This window comes from Flavobacterium sp. CSZ, from assembly GCF_015350725.1.
Lineage (GTDB): Bacteria > Bacteroidota > Bacteroidia > Flavobacteriales > Flavobacteriaceae > Flavobacterium.
The window spans coordinates 43,712-69,090 of sequence record NZ_JADKPQ010000025.1; the positions used below are offsets into that span (position 1 = coordinate 43,712).

The 25,379-nt window shown below is 33.9% G+C and carries 21 protein-coding genes; 11 read left to right on the forward strand and 10 right to left on the reverse strand.

Annotated features, from left to right (window positions below):
* Positions 1 to 18: 18 nt before the first annotated feature.
* Both IRZ78_RS22875 and IRZ78_RS22880 read left to right on the forward strand, forming a co-directional pair.
* On the forward strand, positions 19 to 1,185 hold the full coding sequence (locus tag IRZ78_RS22875; protein ID WP_194619303.1) for a hypothetical protein: 1,167 nt from the start codon (positions 19 to 21) through the stop codon (positions 1,183 to 1,185).
* A 96-nt stretch (positions 1,186 to 1,281) separates the two neighbouring features.
* Positions 1,282 to 1,641 carry a hypothetical protein gene (locus IRZ78_RS22880; RefSeq protein ID WP_194619305.1) on the forward strand — a complete coding sequence of 120 codons (360 nt, stop codon included), beginning with the start codon at positions 1,282 to 1,284 and terminating at the stop codon, positions 1,639 to 1,641.
* A gap of 138 nt (positions 1,642 to 1,779) precedes the next feature.
* On the opposite strand, the gene IRZ78_RS22885 is transcribed toward IRZ78_RS22880, so the two are convergent.
* Positions 1,780 to 4,128, reverse strand: coding sequence for an outer membrane beta-barrel family protein (locus IRZ78_RS22885; RefSeq protein WP_194619307.1), 2,349 nt, complete (start codon positions 4,126 to 4,128; stop codon positions 1,780 to 1,782).
* Positions 4,129 to 4,335: 207 nt separating this feature from the next.
* Here IRZ78_RS22885 and IRZ78_RS22890 point away from each other — a divergent pair, with 207 nt between their 5' ends.
* The 8 genes from IRZ78_RS22890 (at position 4,336) to IRZ78_RS22925 (ending at position 13,380) form a co-directional block, all read left to right on the forward strand.
* On the forward strand, positions 4,336 to 5,424 hold the full coding sequence (locus tag IRZ78_RS22890) for a sensor histidine kinase (protein WP_194619309.1): 1,089 nt from the start codon (positions 4,336 to 4,338) through the stop codon (positions 5,422 to 5,424).
* Positions 5,425 to 5,430: 6 nt separating this feature from the next.
* Positions 5,431 to 6,129, forward strand: a complete 699-nt coding sequence (locus IRZ78_RS22895) for a LytTR family DNA-binding domain-containing protein (protein ID WP_194619311.1) — start codon at positions 5,431 to 5,433, stop codon at positions 6,127 to 6,129.
* Between the two features lie 537 nt (positions 6,130 to 6,666).
* Positions 6,667 to 9,051: a TonB-dependent receptor gene (locus IRZ78_RS22900; RefSeq protein ID WP_194619313.1), complete on the forward strand. Its 2,385-nt coding sequence runs from the start codon at positions 6,667 to 6,669 to the stop codon at positions 9,049 to 9,051.
* Positions 9,052 to 9,078: 27 nt separating this feature from the next.
* A complete protein-coding gene (locus tag IRZ78_RS22905) occupies positions 9,079 to 9,798 on the forward strand; it encodes an HmuY family protein (protein WP_194619315.1) in 720 nt (239 codons plus the stop codon).
* Between the two features lie 7 nt (positions 9,799 to 9,805).
* Positions 9,806 to 10,609, forward strand: coding sequence for an HmuY family protein (locus IRZ78_RS22910; protein WP_194619317.1), 804 nt, complete (start codon positions 9,806 to 9,808; stop codon positions 10,607 to 10,609).
* 16 nt (positions 10,610 to 10,625) lie between these two features.
* Positions 10,626 to 11,363, forward strand: coding sequence for a hypothetical protein (locus IRZ78_RS22915; protein WP_194619319.1), 738 nt, complete (start codon positions 10,626 to 10,628; stop codon positions 11,361 to 11,363).
* Positions 11,364 to 11,441: 78 nt separating this feature from the next.
* Complete coding sequence (locus IRZ78_RS22920) at positions 11,442 to 12,113, forward strand: hypothetical protein (RefSeq protein WP_194619321.1); 672 nt, start codon at positions 11,442 to 11,444, stop codon at positions 12,111 to 12,113.
* 244 nt (positions 12,114 to 12,357) lie between these two features.
* Positions 12,358 to 13,380 carry a hypothetical protein gene (locus IRZ78_RS22925; RefSeq protein ID WP_194619323.1) on the forward strand — a complete coding sequence of 341 codons (1,023 nt, stop codon included), beginning with the start codon at positions 12,358 to 12,360 and terminating at the stop codon, positions 13,378 to 13,380.
* Between the two features lie 501 nt (positions 13,381 to 13,881).
* Here the strand turns inward: IRZ78_RS22925 and IRZ78_RS22930 are convergent.
* The 9 genes from IRZ78_RS22930 to IRZ78_RS22975 all read right to left on the reverse strand — a co-directional run bounded on the left by IRZ78_RS22930 (position 13,882) and on the right by IRZ78_RS22975 (position 24,721).
* Positions 13,882 to 14,397, reverse strand: coding sequence for a ClbS/DfsB family four-helix bundle protein (locus IRZ78_RS22930; protein WP_194619325.1), 516 nt, complete (start codon positions 14,395 to 14,397; stop codon positions 13,882 to 13,884).
* 385 nt (positions 14,398 to 14,782) lie between these two features.
* Positions 14,783 to 15,808, reverse strand: a complete 1,026-nt coding sequence (locus IRZ78_RS22940; RefSeq protein WP_194619327.1) for a LacI family DNA-binding transcriptional regulator — start codon at positions 15,806 to 15,808, stop codon at positions 14,783 to 14,785.
* 433 nt (positions 15,809 to 16,241) lie between these two features.
* The gene (locus IRZ78_RS22945; RefSeq protein ID WP_194619329.1) at positions 16,242 to 18,290 is read right to left on the reverse strand and encodes a recombinase; all 2,049 of its coding nucleotides are present in this window, start codon (positions 18,288 to 18,290) and stop codon (positions 16,242 to 16,244) included.
* Between the two features lie 388 nt (positions 18,291 to 18,678).
* Positions 18,679 to 18,882 (reverse strand): hypothetical protein, encoded by a 204-nt coding sequence (locus IRZ78_RS22950; RefSeq protein WP_347349844.1) that lies wholly within the window; start codon positions 18,880 to 18,882, stop codon positions 18,679 to 18,681.
* Positions 18,883 to 18,902: 20 nt separating this feature from the next.
* Positions 18,903 to 19,991 (reverse strand): AI-2E family transporter, encoded by a 1,089-nt coding sequence (locus IRZ78_RS22955; RefSeq protein WP_194619333.1) that lies wholly within the window; start codon positions 19,989 to 19,991, stop codon positions 18,903 to 18,905.
* 43 nt (positions 19,992 to 20,034) lie between these two features.
* Positions 20,035 to 20,724: a two pore domain potassium channel family protein gene (locus IRZ78_RS22960; protein WP_194619335.1), complete on the reverse strand. Its 690-nt coding sequence runs from the start codon at positions 20,722 to 20,724 to the stop codon at positions 20,035 to 20,037.
* A gap of 11 nt (positions 20,725 to 20,735) precedes the next feature.
* Positions 20,736 to 22,304: an MFS transporter gene (locus IRZ78_RS22965; protein WP_194619337.1), complete on the reverse strand. Its 1,569-nt coding sequence runs from the start codon at positions 22,302 to 22,304 to the stop codon at positions 20,736 to 20,738.
* A gap of 3 nt (positions 22,305 to 22,307) precedes the next feature.
* Complete coding sequence (locus tag IRZ78_RS22970; protein ID WP_194619339.1) at positions 22,308 to 23,369, reverse strand: HlyD family secretion protein; 1,062 nt, start codon at positions 23,367 to 23,369, stop codon at positions 22,308 to 22,310.
* 11 nt (positions 23,370 to 23,380) lie between these two features.
* Positions 23,381 to 24,721: a TolC family protein gene (locus tag IRZ78_RS22975; RefSeq protein WP_194619340.1), complete on the reverse strand. Its 1,341-nt coding sequence runs from the start codon at positions 24,719 to 24,721 to the stop codon at positions 23,381 to 23,383.
* A gap of 218 nt (positions 24,722 to 24,939) precedes the next feature.
* On the opposite strand from IRZ78_RS22975, the gene IRZ78_RS22980 reads away from it, so the two are divergent.
* The gene (locus IRZ78_RS22980; protein ID WP_194619342.1) at positions 24,940 to 25,332 is read left to right on the forward strand and encodes a hypothetical protein; all 393 of its coding nucleotides are present in this window, start codon (positions 24,940 to 24,942) and stop codon (positions 25,330 to 25,332) included.
* Positions 25,333 to 25,379 lie beyond the last annotated feature (47 nt).

Genomic DNA, 25,379 nt, shown 5'->3' on the forward strand with positions numbered 1-25,379 from the left:
AATTTACAACTTAAAAAAATGAAATTAACCTATACTTTAACACTCTTTATTACTACGCTTTTCCTGAATGCACAAACCAATAATTTGCAATTAAATTCAAATATTATTTTACCAAAAGACAGCATCGAAAGTAATATTTTAACAACTTCTATAAACGAATTTTTAGTTGCCGCACAACAACCAAACGAAGAAAATAAGTTGGTGCTTGAAAGCCAAAAGATTGAAACATTTATTTTACTCGATGAAATAAATGGAATAGAAAAAAGCGGAAAATTTAAGGAAAATTTTTTCTACAAACCTTATTTGACCAATGTGGTATCGATTGAAAAAGACAAGTATTTAGTGCAGATTTCGTATATGGGAGTGAATGAAAAAACACCGATATTATCTGGAAGCTTTGAGTTTATTGCTCACAAACAGAACAATTCATTTGTATTTTCTTCAACACTTATTCGGAATACAAAAAATTGGAAAGTCTTAAAAGCAGGAAATAACACTTTTCATTATGAGTCCTCTGTCAATCATTCAAAAATAAAGGAGTTTGAAAAGCTGGCTAATTCGTTTGACAAAAAATTAAAAGTATCAGACAAACATTGTGAATTTTATTTAACCTCTGACTTTTCAGCGTTACAAAAGATGATTGGTATCGATTATAAGTTGGCATATAATAGTTCCTCTGCGAGCACTTTGAGTTCAGGCATTTCAAACAAAAAATTGATACTATTAGGTAGCAATAGCGCAACATTCAATAATTTTGATCCACACGATTTATGGCACGACAGATTAAGCCTGGTTATTTCAAGAAAAAAAGTAAATAAACCAATTGACGAAGGCTGCGCTTATTTATATGGTGGAAGTTGGGGAATAAGCTGGAAAGATATTTTTACTAAGTTCAGGACAAAAGTAAGTTCCAATAAAAATATGAACTGGCTCAATAACTATGGAAAATTTGAAAATTTTGGAGAAAGCAAAGCGACTCATTTAATGCCCGAATATGTACTAAATGCTTTGTTTATACAGAAAATTGAAAAAGAAAAAGGCTTTGAAGGTGTTTGGGAATTTTTGAATTGCGGACCTTATGAAAAAACAAATGAAAACTATTTTAAAGCACTTGAAAAGCTTATAGGTATATCAAAAACAAATTTTAATGCCAAAGTTTGGGAATTAATAAACAATGAAAAATAACAAAACTAAATACGATTAGTCTACTAATCATTAATTATTATTAGTTACCTATTTTTACAAACCTCTATCCTACTAAACATTTATAAAAATTACTAAATGACAATACAAGATTTAATTGGCAATTATTCCATTTCCGGAAGTAATCAGGACGAGAATAACGGAGTAACCTACAAAGGTGTTTTGAGTTTATCATTAGACAAGAACTCCCGAATTGTTGCCAAATGGCTTATTAATAACACTCAGGAACAAAAAGGTTACGGTTTCTTTAAAGACAATATTCTGGTTATTAATTTTAGCTATAAAGGTGACGATAATAAAACCTACAAAGGAGTTGCCGTTTACAGATGCATTACCAAAGATGTTCTGGATGGTTTTTGGTCCGAAAAACATGGAAATCCGCTATATTTAGGAACCGAACATTGCCTAAGAATAGAAACCAGTGAGAAACCCAACTAGTTCTTATTTCTATTGTTTGAAAGAATTTTATAAAATAAAACAACCTAATTAAATTTCACAAAGAAAATTCAATTAGGTTGTTTGTATCGAAGCTGATTGAATCAATCAGCTTTTTTAATGGTGAAATGAGATTGGCAATTACATATTATCCGGTAATCGGTCTGCTTCGGTTTTATTACGGTTAAATCGGTATATGACGGTAAGATTTACATATCGTCCCTGTGTTTTATATTCAGATTGCAAATAGTAGGATGATGTGATGGTTTCTCTTTTTCTAATTTGAGAATCGAAAAGATTATTTACATTTAGAGTCACAGACATTTTATCTCCAAAAAAATCTTTGCTTAAACCTAAATTCGCACTATATTGTGCTTGGGTAAGCGTTTGTACACCTTGATTTTTTCCGCGATATCTAAAACTGAAATCTCCCGAAATAATTTTAGGAAATTTTATTATCGAACGAAAACTGGACAGCCAAGTCTGATCTTTGGCATTGTAACTTACATCCTTATAACTTCCCTCCTGCTTAAAAGCATAATAATTAAAGTCCAATGATAATCGTAACCATTTTGTTGGGTTGTAAGTTGCAGAAACTTCGGCTCCATAACGATTTTCCGTGCCCAGATTTACGGGAGTATTGATAAAGTAATTCTCGCTTGTACGCTCTACTATATATTCAAAAAAATTGTTTGTATGCTGGTAATAGACAGATGGGTTGAGGCTAAATTTTCCCGATTTTGTCAAAACGGTAAGTTCAAATGAATTGATAAACATTGGGTCAAGATCAGGATTTCCTACAGTTAAATTTCTTAAGTCTGAAAGTCCTGAAAACGGATTCAATTGCCAGAATCTTGGTCGGTTAATACGTTTACTGTAGCTTAATTGAAAATCAGTTTTTGGTGTTAGATTATAAACCAAATGTACCGTCGGAAATAAATTGATGTAGTTCTTAGCATTATTAAAAGTATTTTTAGTGTCACTAATTTTTATATCTGATAATTCAGATCGTAAGCCCAATAAATAATTAAACCTTTTTATTTTACTGCTAAATTGAAAATAGGCGCTATATAAATTTTCATCGTATTTTAGTTTATTCGTAAATTGATTTTGCAGCACATCATCCAAAATAGTGTAATAGTCGCTTCTTATCGCTCTTAAGTCGCTTCTAATTCCCATTTCTATTTTAGAATTTTCATTTATAGGATTAACAAAATCTGATTTAATAAAAATATCATTACTGCTCTCAATATCATTTGTATATAAATTAGAAACAGGCGATTCGTCAGGATAAATTCTTTGCTGATCAATGTATTGATTTTCATCATCATTCCAGAAAACATACTGCAGACTTGATGTCCATTTTTTGTCTTTTTTATCAAATGTTTTTACATAATTTAATTCTAAGGCATTGTAAATTTGAGGTTCTTCATATTTTTGAGATCTCGAGATAATACTATCCGTTTTATTCATCATATCCGAATAGTTGTAATTGTATTTGATGATATCTGTACTTTTATTTTTAGAATGATAATAACTTCCCGTCAGTGTATTTTTATCATTGATATAATAATCTCCCCCTATATAAATACTGGTTGTATTATCGCTTCTTTTAATATCATCATTTTGATTTAAGATCGTTGTAACACCGTTATTAAAATTTCTTTGATATTGTTTATTCCAGGCGTAAATATTCATATCACGATATCCTAAATTCGAAAACAGATTTATTTTTTCGGTTTTATAACTCACATTAGCATTCATATTATAATTCGTTGGATTTCCAATTCCGCCCTGAACTGAAGCGTTAAAACCTTTAATGCTGTTCTTTTTCAAAACAATATTTATAATTCCGCCACCGCCTTGTGCTTCATACGCCGCAGAAGGATTGGTGATTACTTCGACCTTTTCAATATTTGCTGATGAAATTTGCGACAAACCATTATTGTTCGTTAACATCGAAGGTTTTCCGTTAATTAAAACGGTTACACTGTTATTCCCTCTCAGGCTTACCACACCGGCTACATCTACGTTTACAGAAGGAACATTATTCAAAATATCATTGGCCGATCCGCCGCGGGACAAAATATCTTTTCCAACATTAAAAACTTTTTTATCCAGTTTTAATTCCACCCCGGATTTTTCGGCAATCACATTTACTTCGTCTAATTGATTGATGTCTTCCTCTAAAGAAATGTTTTGTACTAAATCCTGATTCAGCTCAAAATTATTGGTTGTATGCGTTTTATGAGACATGAATTCAACCTTTAGTTGATAGTTTCCTGAAGTATTTTTCAAGAGATAATTTCCCTGATCATCTGTAGAAACTTTTTTTGTTTTCTCGGATGATAAAACCAAGATAATGGTAGCGTACGGCAAAGGTTGTTTTGTTTTAGAATCTATAACTTTTCCGGTGATACTAAATTCTGTTGATTGCGCGAAAACCGTGAATCCGAAAAGAAATGCGATTAATAATAGAAGCTTTTTCATTTTGATTGATTTTATAATTCTAAGCAAATCTCTTTTTAAATTGCAATCAAAATTCACACACATGGCATAAGAACCACTATTGCCTACAGACATCTAAATATTCGACATAAATCACGTTTATATCCATTTCTTATTTGTTCATAGTTGTTTTTTCTATTTTTATCGACTCCAGGTTTGTCATTATAAATAAATATTAACTTTGTGGACATGTCACCATTCGAAAAACTATTAAACTTCTCTACCGCTCACAGACTGAGCGCACACGTCATTTTTTGGACGTTTACTTTTATTATGTTTTTTAGTAAAAACACCTCTTCAGATCCTGAAGAATTAAGGGTTGATATACTGTTTACGGTATATTATGAAATTTTTTCGATCATAGCGGCGTATTTTTTATCCTATAGAATTTTACCTCGTTTGATGGTTCCTCAAAAACATATTTGGGTTTGGATCGAATTTATTTCAGTGTGTTATTTGACATCAATAACTGCCCGAATAGCAATGATTTATGGCTTAGAACCTTTTGTGCGTAAACAGCCTTTCGTCCAGGAACCTATTAGTGAGATCCTGACCGATTTGCCGACTTTGTTTTGGGCTTATTTTTTACACATCTACTCGTTATCTCTGTTTTTTGTTTTTATAAAATTGATAAAAGACCAGTATCTCATTCAAAAAAAGTCTTTACTGCTTGAAAAACAAAAGGCTGAAACCGAATTAAAAATCCTGAAAGCACAATTAAACCCTCATTTTTTGTTTAATACGCTTAACAATATTTATTCGCTTTCTATCATAAATTCTCCCATTACATCACAATCTATTGCTGTTTTGTCAGAAATATTAGATTGCATTTTATATCGCTGCAGCAGCACTTACGTTCCTGTTTCGCAAGAAATTACATTGCTTGAAAATTATATTTCGCTCGAAAAACTGCGTTATGACGACCGTTTGAGTGTCACTTTTAATCATGAAATGGATCAAAACGGGTCTATTGCACCATTGATTTTGCTTTCATTAGTCGAAAATGCTTTTAAACACGGAGCCGGAGAAGATATTGGGACAGCACCAAAAATTGATATTGATTTAAAATTACTCAACAATAACTTCGAATTTATTATTAGAAATACCATTAATAAAACAATACTCGAAACAGAAGGCGGAAAAATTGGTCTGAACAATATTATTCAGCAGCTTGATAAAATTTATCCTGAAAATTATACCTTTAATATTACTAAAACTGATGAGGATTTTACAGCATATTTAAAAATTAATCTTTCTCCGGAATCTAATTTAGCTTAAATAGAAATGAAGATAAAGTGTTTATTAGTCGATGACGAGCCTTTGGCAATCAGTTTATTGCAAAATCATATTAGTAAGCTGGACTATTTAGAAGTTGTTGGTACGTGTTCAAACGCGCTAAAGGCCGCAGAGATTTTAAGAAACACTACTGTAGATTTAATGTTTTTAGATATTAAAATGCCACAAATTACCGGATTTGATTTTTTGAAATCATTGCGAAATCCGCCGGCTGTTATATTTACAACCGCATACCGCGAATATGCCCTGGAAAGCTACGAACTTGATATTGTAGACTATCTTTTGAAACCCATTACTTTCGATCGTTTTTTTAAGGCTGTCGATCGTTATTTAAGGATAAGCGGCCCTGTAAATAATAAGGTTATTATGCCAACGCAGGAAGATTTTATTTACATTAAAAATGCATCAAAATATAATAAAATCAATGTTGATTCTATTTTATATATCGAAAGTGTAAAAGATTATATTATTGTGCATCAGAAAGATGGCATTAAACTTAATGCAAAATATAAGATTAGTGATATCCAAATAGAACTACAAGATAAAAGCTTTCTTAGAATACATCGTTCGTTTATCATTAATTTAAAAAATATTACTGCCTTTACAGCTTATGATGTTGAAATTGGTACTATCGAAATTCCTATAGGCGCCAGTTATAAAGAATATGTTTTTAAAATGCTGAAATAATTAAAATCGAATAAAAGGATTTTTATACTTATTTATTCTTTTAAAATCATTAAGTCTGTAATCGTATTGCAGGCTTTTTTTTGATCATTTTATTGACAACTCAAAAAATGGAATGCATCTTATTATTTAACTTTTAGAAGTGGAGATACTCTTCATCTTATTAATTTACTTTCGAAAAAAAGAAGAATAAGTGATGCTAATCTGTTTAATTTTTTAATAAAACACACCCAATAATTAAGATTTTTCATTCAATTAAAAAAATAAAAACATACTGTAATTAACTAAAAATTATGTTAAAGTATTCTTAATTATTAAAATCATTAAAAATTATTACTAAAATATAATTACTTAGTAATCAGACTTTAAAATAATTTAACCTCTTCTAAAAATTTAAGTCTAAATAATCTTCTAATTTCTCTCTATTGGCAAATGTGTAAAAAAAATACTATTAGTAAATCATTAATTACTATTTTTACACAGTCTAAATAAGAATAGTTGCTTTGTTTTTTTCGAATTTAAGCAATTGATAATTCACCAATGAGAAATACCACTACTTACAGTTTTATACCAAAAATGATTATTACAGGTTTTATTCTGCTACAATGTAGCTTAATGCAATCGCAAACAAATACGATAAAAGGATCAGTTTATCAAGCAGAAGATCCATTATCAAAAGCAATGATAGTATTAGAACCTGGTGGAAAAATCGCAACATCAGGCAGCAATGGTTCTTTTTCATTTTACGGATTAGCAAACGGAAAATATACGATAACAGTCACTAACATGGGATTTAAAGATTACATACAAGAGATTGTCTTAGACGGACATGCTGCCAAAAATCTTCATATAAAGATGGAAGCTGGCATTGATCTAAAAGAGGTAAGTGTTGTGGGCCGCGTTGCAAAGAATAATCCCGAAAACTTAATCAACGCTCAATACAGCGCCATGCCTGTAACCATAATTGACCGAAAAACAATAGAATTAATGGGTAGCCGAAGACTTGATGAGGTATTAAAAGAACAAACCGGTATTGCTGTTGTCAATAATATTAGTGGCGGTGCAAGATCTGTAGGCGTGCAAATGCAGGGTTTTGGGAGTGAATACATTATGGTACTTATAGACGGTCAGCCCATGGTGGGCAGAAATAATGGCAATTTTGACCTTTCGAGAATTAGTGTTTCCAACATTGAGCGTATCGAAATCATAAAAGGTGCTTCGTCGAGTCTTTATGGTAGTGAAGCGCTTGGCGGTACTATAAATATTATTACAAGACATGGAGTTATCGATCCGCAAATGCAGGCTTCTTTAAGCCACGGATCGCTGAATATTATAGATGCCACACTCGAAGGCGAAACACCATTTTTACAAAACAAAGGAACCGCAAATCTCGCTGCCAACTATTATAGAACAGACGGTTACAATACGAATTCGAAATACATAAAAGGAAACACCTCTCCTCCTTATGATAATTACAGTTTACAAGGAAGATCTCGTTATCAAATCAATGAAAAAAGCTTTCTTAATTTAAGCGGGCGTTATGGTTTGCGCCGTTCTTTTATGCAAAAGGATTTTGGTCTGGGACATATATCCGGTGATAATCAGGACGAGCAGGATCTTAATCTTTCTGTCTCTTTCGATCATCGTTTCAATAGTAATCTCAGAAGCATTACCAGATATTATCTCACTTATTATACTGCAGATATGAGTGTTGCCTGGCAGCAAACCAATAATGCAGTGAGTCAGGATGTGTTTAAACAAACGCTACACCGATTTGAACAGCAGTTTTCGTATAGCAACAATAACACCTATCAGCTTGTTGGAGGCATTGGCGCAAGTGTCGAAAATATGAATGACAACGCGCTTAACAATGTAAATTCATTAGAAAATTTCTTTTCCTTTATTCAGGGTGAATGGACGCCTTTTCAAAAACTAAAAGCTGTTGGTGGATTGCGATACGATCATACCAACAATTTTGGAGGAAGATTGAATCCAAGTTTCGGATTACAGTATTTTATGACTCCCAAAATAACTTTTAAAGCCGGTATTGGTACAGGTTTTAAAGCTCCTGATTTTAAAACCAATTATTTAGTGTTTTACAATTCCAGCAGTAACTATTTGGTCATTGGTAATGCTGTCCTCGTTCCTACACTACAGCAAATGCAAAAGGACGGACAAATAAGCGAAATCAGGCAATATGTCCTTAACCAAACTGCCGGAAATCTGCAGGCTGAAAAAAGCACATCTTATAATGCAGGAGTAATTGTAGAGCCTTCTAAAAAATTTAAAATCGAAGGAAATCTATTTTATCATAAAATAACCAATCAAATCAATAGCATACAAGTTGCTACAGGTGCCAACAACAGGATTATCTACACCTATCAAAATCTTCCTGAAGCGGTGAACAAAGGTTTTGAAATTGGCTTAAAATACAGTCCGCTTAAGAATCTGGAAATAAGCGCCGGATATCAATACTTAATTGCGAAAGATCTTAGTGTAAAAGACAGTATCAGTGCAGGAAAATGGCCTTATAGCCAAAACATACACGATTCTGCTAAAGGAAACTCTTATAGACCGCGTCCGTCTGATTATTGGGGAATTGAAAATCGTTCCCGTCATATGGCAAATGCTTCGATTTTTTACAATTATACGCCCTGGAAACTTAATGCAAATGTCAGGGTAAACTTTAGAGGCAAATATCCTTTTGGAGATCGAAACGGAAATCAATTCATCGATAAATATGACATTTTTGTAAAAGAATATTTCCTTACCAATGCCAGTCTGGAAAAACGTTTGCTAAAAGACCATCTCAGCATCAGATTTACTGCAGATAATATTTTCAATTATACCGATCCGTTAATGCCCGGGCAGCCCGGAAGAATACTTCTGGCGGGTGTAAGTTACCGATTCTTTAAAGATCAATAAAAAATAATAAACATTAATACTTTCTAAATGATAACAAACAAAACCGTTAAAAAATACTACGCACTGGTATTACTTTTTACAGTGACATTATTCACCTCATGCAGCAGTAATGAAGATGATAAAACTACTTCTCTAACAGATGGTAAAAGTACCGTAATTACTGATCTTGCAGGAGATACAGGAGCCTCTATGGGTGGTGGTACAAATGGCAAGGAACAAAGGAGTTTTCACACCTTTCTTTTCCGTTTTAGCGACCAGAAACAAATATGGCTTCATACAAAAGCTGACTCTTTGCAATATATGAAAACAGCCGACTGGGACATTGCTTTTACAGGGCCTTATAACAGTGAGGTTTTTGTAAATAATGCCAAATACCAATACAATCCAGGTTTTGGTGGTCCAGCCGAAAAAACAGCTGTAATTTTGGTTAATGATGATTATAAAAACGTAAGCCAGGCTCCTTCTGATGCCAATTTTGATAGCAGCGAAGTTACCAAAATAGGCTGGGCATCATCTGAAAGTTCTGCTGGCTGGTTCTATTACAGTTTAAGCAGTCACATTATGCAGTCCATTCCAAACCGAACATATGCCATAAGACTTCCAAACGGAAAATATGCCAAGCTACAGCTTATAAATGCTTACAAAGGCAATCCGCCTGCCGTAACAGATCTTAACTGGCCTGCGCCTTATTTTACCTTTAGATACTATGTTCAAAATGACGGAAGCAAAAATTTAAGCACAAAATAATTATTCCATGAAAAAAATTAAAACCCTAATTAAGGAAATACCACAAATACTTTTGCCTCTTTTATTCCTTGCGGTATTACTAACAGCATGCTCATCTGATGATAAACCCGCAGACTCAGAAAACGGCGGCGAAAATCCCGGAACAGAAGTACCTGATAATGTTTTATTTTATAAAGTAGTACATGTAAAAAATTACCAGGGAAGCACTTCTGATGACAACCCTACTGCTCCATCAGCAACGCTGTATTACAGTCTTGAAGAAAACAAAGCTGTAGATGGTTCTTATAAAAAAACCAAAAAATGGGATCTTGCATTTGGCGGACTTTATGCCAGTTTTTTATCTGGAAATAACAGCAGTAATACACAAAACAACGGTGCTCTTGCCGGCGGTAAGGGTGGTATTACAATCGTAGAAAAACCTTTTAGCGAAGTGGTTGATATTCCTGCTGATAGTCAGTTTAAGACTGGTATAGACCTTATTGGTACAGATGATGCAGGTTCGTTTGGTAACGGAACTGGATGGTATTTGTATGATTTTGGTGGCGAAGTGGTGACTGACGGAACTAATCCGCAAAAAGCCCACGTTGCGTATGCACTGGGAGAATCTCTTAAAATTGCTAACGGAAAAGTTATTCCTGCCAGGACAGTTATCCTTAAAACTGCAAATGGCAATTATGCTAAAATAAAAATGATATCAGTGTATAAAGATGTGTATACCTCTGCCGAGTGGTTCAAAGATACTCCGCATATGTACTACACTTTCGATTATGTAATGGTGCCGGCCGGAAGCACCAAATTTTCAATTAAATAACCCTATCCTAATTAACATGACTATTAAAATTACCCCATTAAAAACATCTTTGTTTTTTACTGCTTTTGCATTATTTAGTCTCTTAACCTCATGTGATAATGAAGAAGACAGATGGACAGATGTAAAAGGAGAAACGGTCAAAGAGATCGTAACAAATCTTGATGCCAAACGAATTATATCGTTTAAAGTGACCAATCCAGGCGAAAGTCAGGCTTTATACAGCGCTGTAGATAACGTAAAAAAAACGATTACAGTTTACTTGCCCTCTTATTACGAATATCAATATCTGGAAACAGCTATAACATTACCAGAAAAAACGACTATTTCTCCTGCTGCTACTGAGTTGTTACCGGTATTTAGTAAAACTCCGGTAACCTATACAACAAAAGCAACTGATGGAACAACTGCTGTATATACAGTTAAGATTGTAATACAACAGCCTTCAATAATTTTAAAAGAATTGTCTACAGAAACCGAGACTTTTACCATTCAGGCAGGGTCTTCTGTAACCGTAAAAGGAGAAAACTTTATACCCTCTTATGAAGTGACAAAGCTTTTTATTGTAGACAAACAGGGAAACAAAAAATTCCAGTTGAAACAATATAATGATGGAATCGATATTGCTAGTTTTTATGTTATGTACTCTTTTCCTTCTATAGAAAATGGTCTTCAGGCTGATACTGATTACTGGTTGTTAATGGAAAGCTATAATATCTCCAAAACAATGAAATATCCTTTTAGGGTCACCAATTAAATAAGAAAATAAAAAAATGCCTGTCTTCGTTGCCGGGGTAATGAAATAAGCCACTTAATCTATTTAATATAAAAAATTATGAAAAAATTAATTTTATCAATTGTAGCATTGGCTGCTATTTCAATGACATCTTGTAGCAATGACGACCAAACTGCTGACTCACAAGCGCAAGCAAAAGATCAAGAAGGATCAAATAATCTAACAAAAAAAGCTTTACTTGATCTTTGTACTGTAACCACAGCATCTGTAACTGTTAACAGATGGCAGGCTCCATCATCTGTTGATGCCAACTGGACTCCGGTTGCTGCAACAATTGGCGGTGTAAATGTTCAATGGGAAGGAATCTACGGTGCTTCTATACGTCCTGTAGGTAATACTGGAAAATGGTATGTAGGTACAATAGACCTAAGCTCAACTTGTGATGAGTGGGGAACCTGGAAAACAGCGGTTGCTGTAAAAAATGCAGCAGCTAATCTTGGTACTGCTCCAACTGACAAATACAATGTATTAGGGTATAACGGTACTATATCAGGAATAAATTACGGTTTAGGATATTATTCATACAATATCACAACGCATGTTATGACTCCTTCTAAAGCTATTGTAATCTGGAAAACAAACTCAGGAACAGATGCTACATCAGTTACTAGTCCTTCATCAGCAACAGAAGCTTATTTGGTAAAAGTAACAAGCGTTACTCCAGGTACATCAACAAGTACAATAAACTATAACTGGACAAAAGTACTATAATTAATAATGGCGTAAAAAAAGAACATGGGATCACGAAATGTTTACAGGTTACTTGCAGCAAAAGCTGACCGGCGATCTCTGCATATTACCACTATCATATCATTCCCCCATGACTATCAAACGGCTTTATAAATTACCGTAAGCATCGAAAGTACAGGCATTTTAAAAAAATAAAAGCAGGCTAATCAATGAGCTACAAAATTAATAAATAAAATCTTTTAAAAATTAAATCCCCCATAGAATCATGGATAAAAGCAACAAAACCGGTATATTTTTACATAGGGCTATACTACTTTTCTTATCAACACTTTTTTTTTCCTGTGATACAGAATATGTTGATAAAATAAATGACATTCCCGGTGATGTAGTGCAAGTTCCCGGATACACCCAAATCGAATCATTTACCTTTAAGGATACCGAAAATAATGCCATTAGTGGTGCTATAACAGATGATGCTATAATCATTACCTGGAGCAGTTATATGGCGCTTCCGGAAACTATAAAACCAGAAATTGTTTTGGGTACAGAAGCAACTGTTAGTCCCGCATCAGGTGTAGAAGTTTCTTTTAAAGATGGCACTGTATATACTGTTACTTCAAAAGCGGGAACAACTAAAAAATATACCATCAAAATAGATCTTAGACAAAAAGAACCAAAAAGCTGGACATACAATGGCGGAGACTTTTTGTACAAAGGTTTTATGCAAAACATGACTAATAATGGTTCATCAAATAGTATTGACAATTTATGGTTAAGCCTTAAAGATACAAGAGTATATTTTGTAGCAGCTAGCGATAAAAAAACAGAATATACTGCCGAACTAGTCTATTTAGGAGTGGGCGATGCCACATTATTTCCAGCTTACGGAGTATATTACTTTCTTCCTGATAATATGCCTGCTGGTCAATATGATATGCGTATCAAGAATGGCGCTTATATATTGCAAAACACAAGCGTAGATAACAGATTTAAAGTTGAGGTTGCAGAACCGGATTATTTTTCAGCAGAAAGATATGGTTCTCCAATCGAGAAAAAATCCGGTGAAACCTTCGAAATTCGTGGCGGAATGATGAATACCATAACCTCGGCAGTGATTTACAATAACAAAGCTAAAACTTTAATTTATCCTATCGAAATTGTAAGCCTAACTCCGTACAAAGCTGTATTTAAAGTACCATCAGGAATTCCTGCAGGAATATATGATAGAATTAGATTTACAACCAATGATGGTTCTTCAGTTTTAAATTATACTATAACTATTAAGTAACAATTTTGTTTTTTGAAAATAAAAAGCCTTTAGATATGATTTGAGGTCACTGAAAAATTCCTTTAAAGTTGAAAAGGTAGTTTTACAAGTAAAATTGAGGCTCTCAGAATCGTCTGTACAAAAGTATTCTGCATCACCTTTTTCAATATTGAAAACAGCCTCTTTTGATAAACAGCTACTTTTTCAGTGCCCTCTATGAATTCTAAAGGCTTTTTTGTCTATTAAACAGTTTTTTTCAGCAGCAATCCCCTACCGGAGCCTGAAAGTGCTAACTGGCGAAGCAAATCGTACCCCTGACTCCATAAAATTGGTCGTTTTTTTTCCAATTATATCACATAGAGTTGATTAAAATCCATCTCTGCAAAATATTTTCTTCCTACAGAGCTTTTAAAAATCTGCGTAAATCAGCGCTTTCGCGAAAGCCAATCTGTATTATCTGCGTTAATTCCCTTGCAAACTACAAACCATTCAACTATTACAAGAAATTAGAATTTGGAATTTTCACAACAAACCATCCCTTTCTTTCTTCCATTTGCGTATTCTCCCGCGGGCATTTGTATAAGGCGAAGCAGTATTCAATTGAATCATTCGCCCTAATGTCCATTTTTCATACCAAGGTATTTCGTAAAGTTCATGATTCGATTTGCTTTTAATGAATGCTATAATTGAAGCTACATTATTGTCGAGTTTTACAAGAAGTTCCTCAAAACTATTGTTTTCATAATCTTTGTAAAATTTTTGAGCCAGTTTTCCTAATTCGTTCCATTTGTAGCCTGTTTCCGGAATATCGACAGCATCGTTTTTCATTTTTTTATAATTCCATTTTAAGACCAATTCTCCCCAGCCTATAAGATACGCCATAAGATTATTGATACTCATCAAAGTTCCTTTGCTATGACCTTCCAGTTCTTTCAATGTGGTTAACTCAACAGGAATACTTAAAAGTTCCTTTTTAAGTTTATTATAATTTGCAATTATTGCCTCCAGCAATTCATATTGGTTAATGGGAACAGCCATACAATTATTAATTTTTACTTACTCAAAAATACTATAAAGTATTAAAAAACATATTAACTATGAATCGTTTAAATTTTAAAAATTGTTTCCTGAAGTTCTTCTAAAAATTTCCTTTGGTTTCCGGCATTATAAAAATTACGAAAAGCAATTGAAATACCATCATTATTGCAAAAATTAAAAATACAGCTCCGGCTCCGATGGTAGAAAATAAAAAGGGAAGTGTTGTTGGTAACAGCCGCAAGAATGCAGTTTACAGATCATCCAAAGGCCTGGCCGCTGGCAAGCAAATGAAATAAAAAAAACTGAGAATCAATAAATGCTTATCGGGTCTTAGATTTTCTAAAAAAGTTGTATTTTTTAAATGCCGATTAGCACAATAATTATCTTACTTCACAAGCGATGACTCGCGTATTATTAGTTCTGTTCTTAGTACAATACTGTGATGAGGTTCACTCACATCTTTTTTCTTTAAAAGAGGCAACATCAATTCCATCAGTTTAGTACTTATTTCGATCAAAGGCTGCGCAACAGATGTGATCATAGGATCGTAGATTTTGAACATGTCATTATCATCAAACACAATGATGCCTAAATCTTTAATTAATTTTGGATTGTTCTCTTTTAAAACTTCCAATCCGCTTTGCGCAAAATAGTTAGTGGCAAAAAAAACAGCGTCTAAATCAGTATGTTTTTCGAAGAAATCCTTAATATACTCCTTGGCTCTTCCTTTGATAATTTCATTAAAAGGAATTTGAAGTGTACGTGGTTTTAGACCATTTTCTTCGACTGCTTTTTCGTATCCAGACAAACGTCCTTTCATTTGACTCTGATCTGAAGCCGTTGTAATAAAACTAATATTTTTAAACTTATTTTGTATCAAATGCTGCGTCGCTTCAAAAGAGGCCTGTACATTATCAATAACAACACTATTACAATCTAATCCTTCAAAAAACCTATCTAATAAAACCACAGGAATATTATCTTTTATTAAACCTTCAATAGTATCTTTTATTCCCGGAGAGGGTACAATAATAAACCCATCTACCTGACGAAAATTAAATAAATTGATTAATTCATTCGATTTTTCATCATCATTTTCGTTGCTGCAAAAAATTACTTTATATCCTTCATTGTATGCAATATCTTCAAAAATTCGGGCAAGTTTAGAAAAGAAATTATTCGAAATATCTTCTACCATAAAAACCAAAATTTTAGATTTTCCGGTTCTAAGGCTTTGTGCTATTTGGTTGGGTCTGTAATTTATTAATTTTGCATAATCTAAAACCTTTTTTGTAAGTTCTTTAGAAATGTGTTTTTCTTTTGCCTTACCATTCAATACAAAAGATACCGTAGTTACAGATATCTTCAATTCATCGGCAATATTTCTAATAGAAACAGGTTTTTTCTTCATTTTAAAATCATTTTTTAATCTAGAACCACAATTTTTGCTCAAATGTAGTAAAGTTATTATTGTGGTATAAAATTAGTACTATTTTACTTGAAATCAGTTACAATGTTTTAATCCCGCAAGACGCCAAGTTGCATTTTTTTTGTTTCTCGCAGATTTAAATTGATTAATTGAGGTATCGCTTCTTTATTCTATTAGTCAGCAAATTTCTCTAAATTAATTGCTGTTAAGTATTTTAGAACTTCAATAGCAGGAAGAAATTGTGGATAAATAATATATGCAGAAGCCAAGCTTTTTATTGTTAACTATAAAAAAAAACGTAAAGGATTTTTAAATACATAAAAGCAAAGTCTACAGTAAAACTAGCGCAGACCTTGTTATTTGTAAGTTAAAAGGAATATTCTATTATTTTAGAAAAAACAAAATAACCATACTACTATTCTGAAACAGCACTATTATTCTTTGGCGGAAAAAAGAAATGCAAAGGCTTACTTCTAAAATATCGAAAGATCGCTCTTGCTACTTTTCTTAACTCTGAAAGTGGAATATTTCTGGAACGAAACGCAAGCCCTAGTGATAAACTAAAACTAACCATAAAGTTGACCAGGCCAATCAGCCCAATACCTATCACTGACCAGAAAAACATTTGTTGACTTACATAAAAATCAGCGCCATATAAAGCCATTGCGAAATTTCCGCTGGCAAAAGTAATGTGCCTGATGTCAATATTTAATCCGAAGAAAATTCCAATAAAAACAGTACTTCCCATAAAGACTCCAAACCAGAAATTGGAAATAATTCCGGCCCATTTATTTTCATAGACTGAGGCTAATTTCTTCGTCCACCTTTTTCCTAAACTCATTTTAAGTAACGGATGTTCCTGAATGCGATAGTAAATATGGTTGTGCTTGTCGCGATTGGCACTACTACCCGCAATAATCCCGGATAAAAACAGAAAAACCCCGGCTATAGCGGCATGAAAAATTGCCGGCGAATCAATAGGATTAAGATCACTGATTAAAGTTGGCCATTTTTCTTTGGCAATATTATAATGAAATATTTGATCAATAGCCCAGATTCCAAGTAATGAAACCGGAAAAGCAATAATAACGTTCCCTACAAAGGCTATAAACTGCGAACGGAATACTCTGGCAAAAAATATAGCAAACTCTTTGTATTTATAATCTTTTTTCTCTTGTATTTGTTGTTTGAAACCTTCCTGCAACGCTCTTACCAATGCAGAAGCTGTCATTGCCGGTTGCTTGGTTGCCAGCGTAAATCCCAAAATATAAATGATGATAAACCCTATAGAATAATTCATGCTGTATAAAAACATATGACCAAAACCACTGGCATGCACTTTTCCTAATAAGAGCTTGATAATACACAGTATACCCACAATAAAACCACCACCAGCTGCTGACAAAAACATTTTATAATACTCTTTACGGCTGTTTGTAATATAATGTTCTCCCGTATTGGCGGTATGCTGGGTTATTTCATAAGATAAAAGCTGTGTGCTCTCGTTGACTAATTTTTGAATATTGTTTTTATTACAATTGTACTTAATCAGTTTATAAGAAAGGTAAATTGTATTTCTGTTCGCATCTTCCTCGTTGCCTTGTATCAAAAGCGGCAATAAGGATCTTAGTCGGTCGAGTTGCTGGCGAATGCGTAAAAGGCTTTGATTGACATGCAGCGAAATACCAAATTTATTACTGTTTTTAAAAGCCGTTTCGATATAATCTGTGCATTGTTTGTGCAGGATGATCAATTGTTTATAGTCTAAATCTTCGGCATTGATAACACTGTCAGGAGATTGTAACAGTTTTTCATTCATGAGCAATAATTCGCGCTGAAAGGCAATAAAAGGACTCTCGAGATTTTCATATTCAGGTACCATCCTGATTACATCTGTTTCCATGGCAGATCCACAAATACGGTAGGTAATAACTTCCATGGCAAAAACCAGTTCATTAAACGATGAATTCTCTTCGCGAACCCCGTAAATAGAACGAAATTTGAGCAGTGAAAATAACTGCAGGATTTGCTCCTGAGGTATTTTACCAATCCACAGTAAATCTGTATTGACAAAAAAGACCTGATTTAAGATAAATTGCAAGGTATCTTTTTCTGGCTGCTCAGGAATTAATTTGGCAAAAATTCTCTTGCGCACTTCAAAAAAGAAATTGGCATCCTGAAGAATACCTGCATCTGAAAGGATTTTATTAAACTTTTTATTTTCTAAATTAGTGCTGATGCAATCCATCAGACCGTCACGATAATTTGGGTTTTCCTGAAGCAGATAAATAAGTTGAGACAGATCGACTTCGGTTATTGTTTTTGGATTTTTAGGACGAATTAAATTTACTAATTCTACCAGCACTTCTATATTTTCTTTCTTAGATTTCCATACTTGTTCATTATTAAAGTTTTTTTCGAAAAAGGACTTTAAAGCCATTTTTGTTTTTCTTCTCAATTTCATTCTAATTCTATTTAATTATTGCTGTTTTGTGCAAATAAACGCATTCTTTTTATCAAAAAAGGGCAAATCTGTAGTGAATAAAAGTATTTTATATGAATTCTTGATTATGGGTGCTGTAGAAAAGAATTCTGCCGTAAAAAATAAAAACTGTTCGAAAATTAATCTCCGGACAGTTTTTATTGCTGTTATAATTTTACTTCTTTATTGGTAAACCAATACAAATTTGTTGAGTTGCGACTTACGAAGCCATACAGAGTTCCTTATAATCATAATTAGACAGAAATATATGATCTGGAATATTTGGTTTTGAAACTATCAAAAACCATTGTTTGTTAGATTTTACATTCAGACTGAAATGATCAAGACTGCTATTTGTTTTTATAACCTCTCAATCAAAAGGCAAAACAAGATCTACACTCTGTTCCGTACCATTGATGTTTCCCCAGGAAATATCTTTTTTTATGGTTTGACTTTCTAACTTTAGCTGCGCGAGATGAACAGTGCCTATTTGTTTTTGTGCAAAGTATGTGATGCCCATAAAAAAATGATCAGAACCAATTCGCATTAACCATAAATGATTCTTTGTATAAATTTATTTTATCAGTAAAAAATTCATTTAGCATTTTCATCAATGATAACAACTTCATTCTCCGGATCTTCGTCAAGCCAGGCAATGAACAATTTATAACCTATCGAAAATATTATGGGCCCCACAAATAAGCCAATAAATCCCGACATAATAAAACCGCCTATAACGCCCAAAAAAATAACAAGCATTGGAACCAAAGCGCCTTTGCCCAGTAAAAGTGGTTTTAGAATATTGTCTGATAATCCGCTAATGATAAAAAATATGGTCCACAGAATAGCATAACCCGAAACGCCGGTAGAAAAAAGATAGATAATAACGCCAATATTGATAATGGTAGGGCCTATTTGTAAAATAGAAAATATTAAACATAGCAAAGTCAATATTCCTGCATAAGGAATTCCGGCCAAATAAAGTCCGAATGCCTGAATAAGGGTCTGGATTATCGCCACGCCTATTATTCCTTTTACAACCTGATAAATTGTCGATACAGAAATGGTTAGAATTTCATCGGCTTTTGAGCCTGCAATTCTTTTAATAAACTTTACGGCTAAATTCTTAGCGCTGGTCGATACCAATAAAATCCCGGCAATTATAACCGATAATATAAATTGAAGAAAAGCCAGTCCTGAACTCAAAACGCTTTCCATAATCGTTTTGGACAGTTCGGTTATTTGCGTACTGTATTTAAGTAAACTATGCTGTAAATCTGACGATAAGGAATATAAAAAGTCATATAAAGATTTGCCTATTATGGGCCATTCTTTTATGGTTTGAGACGGCGGTGTAATTTTAAGTGTTCCGGCTTCAAAACTGTTTTTTAATTCTAAAAAATTACTTGTTGCCGAACTTAAAAAATAAACGATGGGCAGAATCAATAATCCTACAATAGTTACTGTGAGAAGTACAGAGGCCAGTGTTTTACGCCCTTTTAATATTCGCTGCAGAAAATTAAAAAAAGGATAGAATATAATTGCCAGAATCGTTGCCCAAATCATAGGCATAATAAAAGGCAGCATTAGTTTGAAACAAAAGCCAACAATTAGGACCACAAAAAAGAGTTGCAATATGGTTTCAAATAGTTCTTTTCGATTATTTAAATTAGACGTTTTCATTGTTTATTTTTTTAGGGAATAGTAAAACATTCGTGATTTGTTATTATTTATTTTGAAAAAAATTCACATCAGAAACCAACCGGCCAATGAGAATTACCGGAAACAAAACGCCCGTAAAAGCTTCGACCTGAACCAGCGATCTTGCAACAGGATGAAGCGGTACAATCTCACCAAATCCTGTGGAGGTAATCGTTACATAACTGAAATACAAAAAACCAGCCAAATCACTATTTATCTTAAACGCAGAAGGTGTAAAATGAAAAGAACCTTCAATTTGCTCAAAAACAAACAAATAGGCAATGCACCAAAGATTGGCAAGCAGCATATAGACCACAATTGAGCCTATTATTTTGTAAGTGGTGACGGGTCCGGGTTCAAAAACTTTTATTAAAACCAATATAATAAGCAAGGAAACTGTAGCAATTGTTAAAACAAAATCTGTAAGCAAAACAAAATTGCTTGTATTATACATACTGACCCAATTGAAAACCACAAACAAAAATGGTACGACTGAAAAACGAATGGCCTGCTGTTTATTTTTGGCCAATGAATAAATTCCTGCCAATAAAAATAACATCCAGAAAATGTTTAAAATTACCATAAATGATGAATGGCTCCCCAACAGCGGAATTACAATAAAATTCATAACAAAAAGGAGCACCAACATACTGCTAAGTCCGCTTTCTTTGATCCAGAAGCGATAGAAAAACCGGTCTTTTTTGGGTTTTATCATAATAGCTTTGATTAAATTGGTATAGGTTCCAACTCTACTCTTCTAAGCGGTCTGCGCCAAAGTTTAAAAAGCAGGATAATAAAAACAGGCAGGAAACAAACCGCTGACATCACCAGATAAATATCCTTATATGCCAATAATATTGAGGCTTGCGCCGTTTTATTCGAAAGGCTTTTTTCTGCTTTTTTTTGCGCTTCGGCTTCAGATAATCCTATAAATAAAAAGTTTCTTTTGGCGCTGGCCAATTGTTTTTGTGCCAATACATTCACTTGGGTCAATTGCTGACTCAAACCTGTTTTGTGCTGTAGGTTGAGATTGGAAACAAATGTTCCTAAAATGGCGCTTCCTAATAAGCCTGCAAAAATAGCCTGAGCAATAATCCCGCTCATCATACGCGAAGCACTTAGTTTTGGAGGAACGCCTTCTGAGATATAAAGCAATGATATCGGAAAAAGAAACCCCATGCCTAATCCTTTAAAAATTAAAGGAAGAAAAAAATCGGATGAATCGATTCCGGGATAAAACCTGAAAAAGAGAATAATATGATACAATCCGTAACAGGAAAAACCTATAATCCAGATCGTTGCCAGATACGTTCTTTTGTATAAAAGCCAGGTCGATAACGGAATCGAAATACACAAACCAATCAATAAGGCCAAATGTGCCCTGGCTCCTGAAACCGAATCGAAACCCAGGACATTGGTCATATATCCGGTAACCACACTTCCGGTTCCGTTCATCACGCCAATATAAAACATCAGGAATGCGCCAATAACGACATTTTTGTAGGCGTAAACATGGGGATCAATTATAGGATCTCTCGTAAAACGGGCGTGTATTAAATAGATTCCTAAAATGATCAATAATAAAGCTACTGCCAAAGTTATTTTGGGATCATTAAACCAGTTTCGGCTTTGTCCTTCGGCACTTAGAAAAAGGATAACGGTAAAAAACAAAATCATGATGATCCATCCCCGCCAGTCAAACTGAAAATTGGTTTTCATCGGCGCAACATCGGCTTTATAAAAATACCACGCCAGAATAATACAGACCAAAAAATTGATATTCAGGAAATAAATACCAAAAGTCCAATTGTAAAAACTGGTAAAATGCGCACCAAAATACTGGTAAAGATGCTGACTTCCTTTCTGGATAAACTGAAGGATTCCGTACAGCAAAGCCATATTAAAAGCCGGATTGTATTTTAATAAAATAGGCACCATCGATGCAAAAATTCCTATTACCGAAACAATTGCCAAAAGAGAACGCCAGAACGTAAACCACTCTATAGTCCCTGCATACAAAGAAGCGGTATTGAATATAATCGACAAAAAACTGGCTGATAATATCATGGTGCGAACCTTAATTTGTTTTCCCAGTTTTAATCCCAAAGGCATAAAAGCCAGCATTACAAAAATTGGAATATAGATCGAATAGGTAAAAACGGTCGTAGATTCTCCAAAATGTCCTAAAATCTGCGAATTGTCATAAGCCGTGACATTGAGTCCGTTAAAAAATGGAATGGTCAGGATGTACAATCCTATAAGGGTGAAAACGCTTCCTTTTTTTCCTGCGAACATCTTTTATTTTTTTACCTCGACCGTTACATTCATTCCCGGTTTTACTTCTTCCAGCTCTTTGGCGGAAGCCTCAAATTCAATTCTAACGGGAATTCGCTGGGTGATTTTTACAAAATTTCCTGTCGAGTTATCGGGTTCAACCATCGAGAATTTGGCTCCTGTTGCAGGAGAAAACCCTGCTACTTTTCCTTTAAATTCTTTTCCGTTCAGGGCATCTATAGTAATGCTAACTTGTTGTCCCTGTTTGATTTTTTCGATTTGGGTTTCTTTAAAATTGGCCGAAATCCATAATTTTTGGTTGAGTACAATTGTGGCAATGGTTTGGTTGGCATTTATGAGTTCCCCAATCGATACATTGCGTTCGCCTACAAAACCATCAGATGGCGCCAGAATACTGGTATAAGACAATTGAAGTTTTGCCGCATCGAGATCAGCTTTTTTTCTGGCTACGGTTGCTCTCGACGCTTCCATATTGATATTGCTTTGTCTAGTTATAGAACTGCTTGCTTCTACTCCTTTTTGGCCTGCTTTTAAATACGCTTCTTCAGATTTTAATTTCGATACGACCTGATCGTATTGATTTCTGGTCACGGCCGAATCGGCATACATTTTTTTAAAACGTTCATAATCCTTTTGGGCTTTCTCCAAACCTGCCCTGTCTCCTGCCAGTTTTTCTCTTCCGGCAGCCTGATTTGATGCTGATGTTGTTATCGATTGCTCCATCGAATGCAGGTTTCCTTCGGCTATAGCCAAATCAGCTTCGGCTTGTTTTACTTTTATAAGATACTCCGCATTATCCAGAATTATGAGTGTATCGCCTTTATGCACCTGCTGATTCGATTCAAACCGTATTTCTTTAATATGTCCTGTTGCCCGAGCAGCAACGCTGTTAATATAAGCTTCGACCTGAGCATTGTTCGTGGTTTCGTAAGTATTAAAATCAAAAAACAAACTCAAAATCCAGAAACCTCCGGCGATCAAAAAAATAAAGGACAAAATCGTTAAGATCCTGTTTCTCTTTTTGTCTTTTTTTATGGCTTCATTTTGTGGGGTTTCTTCGCTCATATTCTTTTTATTTAAAGTTTACCCATTGCAAACTGCAGGGAATAATATTGAATGATTAAATCTAAATTGGCATTGACAAGGGATATTTTAGAATTATTCAGCTGAAGTTCAGCATCTACCATATCGCTTATTAGGGCAAAGTCATTGTCGTACCGGCTTTTTACGATTTTATAATTGCTTAAAGCTAGCTCAACATCTTTTTTATACACCATTATATTTCTTTTACTTTCGGCATACTTAACAAATGCTGTTTTTACTTCCTTATCGATTTGATCTTTTGTGGCATCCAGCGCAATATTGCTTTTTTCTATTTGCAGTTTGTCTCCGCGAACACGGTGTTTTACGCTATAAAAACTCGAAATATCCCAATTTAAAGAAATACCGGCCGCCCAGTAATTGATAATATTGACATAGTTGGGCCACTGTGCAGGATACTCGGTATTTAGAATAAGATTGGCATTTATATTGGGTCTAAAACCGCTTTTTGTAATATCTAATGTCGATTTGGATAAGGCTACACCTATTGTGGCGCGTTTTATTTCCTCTCTGTTTTGATAGGCTTCCGTCAGGCTTTTTTGCAGGTTTACTTCTTCTAAAAGGATCGCATTTTCTGTAAGCTGAGGTTTTAAAACTGTATTGGCAGGAAGTCCGATTAAGATGTCCAAGTAATTGCTGACCAATTCTATATCATTGGTATTTCTAAAAACCGAAACTTTAAAATTCGACTGCTGCAATTCGGTTCTTATTAAATCGCTCTTTAGGTTTTGCCCATTCTCTACGCGCGACTTTAACTGGCTTATTCTAAGATCTGTATTAATGATATTTTGTTTGGTAACCTCTATTTGCCGGTATAATTTTTCAAGTGTAAAATAATATTGTGTTATGGCGTTCTTGACATCTGCCTGAGTCATTCTCGCCACTGACTCCTGCATTTCGCCTATTAGCTTTTGCTGTTCGATTTTGGAGTTGATTACCCCACCGCCATAAATAGGCATTGTTGATACAATATTGGCGAAAGCCCGATGGTTGAAATAATCTACTGTAATATTGTTTTCGTAAAATCCTTCATACAATTTAGGATCTCCAATATAAGTATATCCACCACTTAATCCCACGCGGGGAACTTTAGCGATTTTTGCCTGACTGATATTTTCGGCTGCAATGGCTACATCTGTATGGGCCATTTTGAGCTGTCTGTTGTTTAAAATTCCTAACTGAATCGCTTCGTCTAAAGTAACCGTCTTCAGCTGTCCTGAACTATCGTCCTGAGCAAAACCTGCCACATGAGCGAAAAATAATAGTAGTAAAATCAAATGTTGCAATTGTAGTTTTTTTGATAACAAATGTTTCATTATTTTTTTTCGTTTTACAGGGTCAGCATTACAATCCGGAAATAAAAATGTGTTATTCTAAGCAAAAAAGTTAAAAATCAAGTACTACAATTACTCCTTTCGCTAATAAATAAAGCATTAGTAATAAATTATGTTAAATTATGTTAATATAAAAGTAGTAAAAATTTCGTTATATAAAAATAAATTACTAATATTGAGGTACTTAAAAAACAAAAACCATGCTAATAGAACTTGCTTTAACAGGAAAATTCATTGTTGACATTGTGAAAAGATTAAGAAATGACAAGACATTTCGAACATTAGGTTTCTTACTTTTTGTACTTGTTTTGGTAGGTACCATGTTTTTTTGGTTGGTCGAAGATTTGCCTTTTCTAAAATCATTAGCCTATTCTGTAGGAACCCTTTCTATGAATAGTCCGTATGACGCCTCGGTTACTTTCTCGACTATTGGAGTCATTTTTAATATCATTTACATTTTTATTGGCGTTGGCGTTTATCTAATTTTCGTCCTCGAAGCAGGAAGAACCATTATTGCCGCGCATGAAGATTTTGAGAAAAAACAGGCGGAGAAAAAAGCATTGAAAAAAGCCCAAAAAGAAGCAAGACAATAAACTATCTGTAATAATTTATATGGAGGAATTATAAATTGGTAAAACTA

Bases quoted from the DNA above. Each gene is read 5' to 3' on its own strand.
- IRZ78_RS22895 (WP_194619311.1), top strand. From the start codon at position 5,431: ATGAAGATAAAGTGTTTATTAGTCGATGACGAGCCTTTGGCAATCAGT.
- IRZ78_RS22880 (WP_194619305.1), top strand. From the start codon at position 1,282: ATGACAATACAAGATTTAATTGGCAATTATTCCATTTCCGGAAGTAAT.
- IRZ78_RS22925 (WP_194619323.1), top strand. From the start codon at position 12,358: ATGGATAAAAGCAACAAAACCGGTATATTTTTACATAGGGCTATACTA.
- IRZ78_RS22905 (WP_194619315.1), top strand. From the start codon at position 9,079: ATGATAACAAACAAAACCGTTAAAAAATACTACGCACTGGTATTACTT.
- IRZ78_RS22915 (WP_194619319.1), top strand. From the start codon at position 10,626: ATGACTATTAAAATTACCCCATTAAAAACATCTTTGTTTTTTACTGCT.
- IRZ78_RS22890 (WP_194619309.1), top strand. From the start codon at position 4,336: ATGTCACCATTCGAAAAACTATTAAACTTCTCTACCGCTCACAGACTG.
- IRZ78_RS22900 (WP_194619313.1), top strand. From the start codon at position 6,667: ATGAGAAATACCACTACTTACAGTTTTATACCAAAAATGATTATTACA.
- IRZ78_RS22875 (WP_194619303.1), top strand. From the start codon at position 19: ATGAAATTAACCTATACTTTAACACTCTTTATTACTACGCTTTTCCTG.
- IRZ78_RS22910 (WP_194619317.1), top strand. From the start codon at position 9,806: ATGAAAAAAATTAAAACCCTAATTAAGGAAATACCACAAATACTTTTG.
- IRZ78_RS22975 (WP_194619340.1), bottom strand. From the start codon at position 24,721: ATGAAACATTTGTTATCAAAAAAACTACAATTGCAACATTTGATTTTA.
- IRZ78_RS22960 (WP_194619335.1), bottom strand. From the start codon at position 20,724: ATGATAAAACCCAAAAAAGACCGGTTTTTCTATCGCTTCTGGATCAAA.
- IRZ78_RS22970 (WP_194619339.1), bottom strand. From the start codon at position 23,369: ATGAGCGAAGAAACCCCACAAAATGAAGCCATAAAAAAAGACAAAAAG.
- IRZ78_RS22920 (WP_194619321.1), top strand. From the start codon at position 11,442: ATGAAAAAATTAATTTTATCAATTGTAGCATTGGCTGCTATTTCAATG.
- IRZ78_RS22945 (WP_194619329.1), bottom strand. From the start codon at position 18,290: ATGAAATTGAGAAGAAAAACAAAAATGGCTTTAAAGTCCTTTTTCGAA.
- IRZ78_RS22885 (WP_194619307.1), bottom strand. From the start codon at position 4,128: ATGAAAAAGCTTCTATTATTAATCGCATTTCTTTTCGGATTCACGGTT.
- IRZ78_RS22940 (WP_194619327.1), bottom strand. From the start codon at position 15,808: ATGAAGAAAAAACCTGTTTCTATTAGAAATATTGCCGATGAATTGAAG.
- IRZ78_RS22930 (WP_194619325.1), bottom strand. From the start codon at position 14,397: ATGGCTGTTCCCATTAACCAATATGAATTGCTGGAGGCAATAATTGCA.
- IRZ78_RS22980 (WP_194619342.1), top strand. From the start codon at position 24,940: ATGCTAATAGAACTTGCTTTAACAGGAAAATTCATTGTTGACATTGTG.
- IRZ78_RS22965 (WP_194619337.1), bottom strand. From the start codon at position 22,304: ATGTTCGCAGGAAAAAAAGGAAGCGTTTTCACCCTTATAGGATTGTAC.
- IRZ78_RS22955 (WP_194619333.1), bottom strand. From the start codon at position 19,991: ATGAAAACGTCTAATTTAAATAATCGAAAAGAACTATTTGAAACCATA.